The sequence below is a fragment of the Ideonella azotifigens genome (assembly GCF_006519715.1).
GTDB lineage: Bacteria > Pseudomonadota > Gammaproteobacteria > Burkholderiales > Burkholderiaceae_C > Ideonella > Ideonella azotifigens.
Map to the genome: position 1 here is coordinate 1 of NZ_VIDT01000808.1, position 2,223 is coordinate 2,223.

Here is a 2,223-nt window from a genome sequence, read left to right on the forward strand (position 1 = left end):
ATGCTGCGCGCGGCCCTGGCCCGCGTGCTGCCCGAATACATGCTGCCCTCGGCCCTGGTGCAACTGCCCACGCTCCCGCTGAACGCCAACGGCAAGGTCGACCGCCACGCACTGCCCGAACCCGGCGCCGCGCTGGACGCTTCTGCCTACGAGGCACCCGAAGGCGACACCGAGCAGGCACTGGCCGCGCTTTGGCAGGACCTGCTGGGCCGACCTCGCGTGGACCGTCGCGACCACTTCTTCTCACTGGGCGGCCACTCGCTGCTCGCCGTGCAACTGGTCGCCCGCCTGCAGCAATCCGGCCATGCCGACTTGGCGCTGAAGGACGTGTTCCGGCTGCCGGTGCTGCAGGACCTGGCTGCGCACCTGGATGGCCTGCGAACTGCTGCGAGCAAGCAAGGACGGGATGCCGATCAGGCGCTGTTGGCGATGGATGCGTTTTTGGATAGCCTAGCTTGAACGGCTGTGTCAGGCTGATGTGAGTCGTTCGCGGTCCAATGCCGGAACGGCAGCAACCGCCGACACCGGTCGTTGACCGCCACTGGCCCTGACCGGCCGCCTCACATTTGGAACCGGCCACTCACTGCGGCGCTTACCGCGTTCCGATTCGAACGACGGCTGCTGCACGCTCTGGCAGGCGCATGTCGTCGACCCGTTGCCGCCCCCGGACTGATCAGGCAGACCAGCCGAAAGCAGGCACTCAACGATCTGGTTAAGCCGCGACCAGCTACTGCGAGAGGCCCGCCTGAGTCGACGGCTTGTGTACCGTCAGCTTGAACAAGCCTGTGGACCACCATATGGCGGCTCGACTGAGTGATTGTCTCGCCTCAGCATGCTGGAATGTTCGGAAATTGGGCAGTTTTCCACGCCAAGCCAGATCAGCGAACTGGCCAGAATCTGCCGTTCTTGGCGAACTCGTTAGTATTTAGCCACCCCAGCATCAATCAATACTTCCTTCCGATGACTGTCGTTGCATTGCTTAATTACGAGGGTGTACCCGTGCTGATTGCCGACTCGATGATCTCCATCGAGCGAAAAGGTGATTCCATACCAATTCCTACGCTCGGCGACACCAGGAGATTCGATCTTCCCTTTTCTATCGTGGATCTTCGGCGGAAGCTTGTTCGCGTCAATGAGAATTGCGTCCTAGGATTTGCCGGCACCGTCAAATTAGCCAATGAATTCATCGCGAAGCTGCTTGAAGCAAGCGGAACCACAGGCGTTATTACTCAAGAGATTTTTGAGTCAACCTATTACGAATTTGACGAAACCGCCCGAACGGAGGTCGGAGTTGTTGGATTCTCCTGGGACCCACAGGAAGGAGTGGGCTACTTTCTCAAGCTCAATGCTGCGATGATTGACCTACCGTACTTGGGTAAATGTTTCGTGGCCGGCTCGGGCGCCGAGGCCTTTGCCAGGTGGCTGGCAGCCTTCGGGAACGGAATGATAGGCACTGAGGCCGCAGACGGCTCGCCGTTTGTATGCGCCGAGGATCAAGCGTATTCAGTGCTTGGTCGCCTAGTCAATTTGGACTCAATGCAGCTTGGCCAAGACACAGTCCCGCCGTCCATTTGGAAGGGATATGGCGGCTGGTACGAGGCGATGCATTTCCAAGTAAATGGATTCCAAAGTGCAGAACGACTTACGCTATTCGACCTGTCGTGCGAGCAAGGTAGCAAATCAATAAAATTGACTCGAGTCTATTTAAATCATATTGTCGGCGATGTAAATGTTGTTATCTCTGCCGCGTATGATGCTCCAATTGAAGGAGTCGCAACCGAGCGCGACTATATTTTCCAAATACCAGTTAGCGACTTCTCCAAATACCTCATAAGGCAGGATCGCCACCAACTCATTCCCCGCGCAAGCTTCAACGACCTTGCCCAAGCAATAGAGAAGGTTGAGAACGCCGTGTGCCACCTGCACGTAGGCCATGTATGGACCGAGGAAAGCATGCGTCGCCAAATGGCCGAGGACATGAGGTGGGAGTTGCTTGGCGATAAGGCAATGGCGATTCAACGATTTGTCGAATACAAATTGAAGGAACGAGCAGAGTCAGCGCCCTTCCGACTTGAAGTAGCCACCGACATTCTTTCGTTGCGCGTCTCACGCGAATGGCTGGCCTCGAAGCTTCCTGGAGTGACATTCAAGTCGGGCTTGCTCATCGATAGCTATGACTGACCACTCGCGTTGCGCCGTTCACAGGCACAGGCAGGCCTACCT

The 2,223-nt window shown here is 57.1% G+C and carries 2 protein-coding genes; both read left to right on the top strand.

Features of this window, described 5'->3' with window-relative positions:
* Nucleotides 1-459, top strand: a 459-nt coding sequence (locus tag FKP22_RS27905) for a phosphopantetheine-binding protein (protein ID WP_233446984.1), incomplete at its 5' end; no start/stop codon positions are given.
* A 501-nt stretch (nt 460-960) separates the two neighbouring features.
* Nucleotides 961-2,181, top strand: coding sequence for a hypothetical protein (locus tag FKP22_RS27910; RefSeq protein WP_141291290.1), 1,221 nt, complete (start codon nt 961-963; stop codon nt 2,179-2,181).
* Nucleotides 2,182-2,223: the final 42 nt, after the last annotated feature.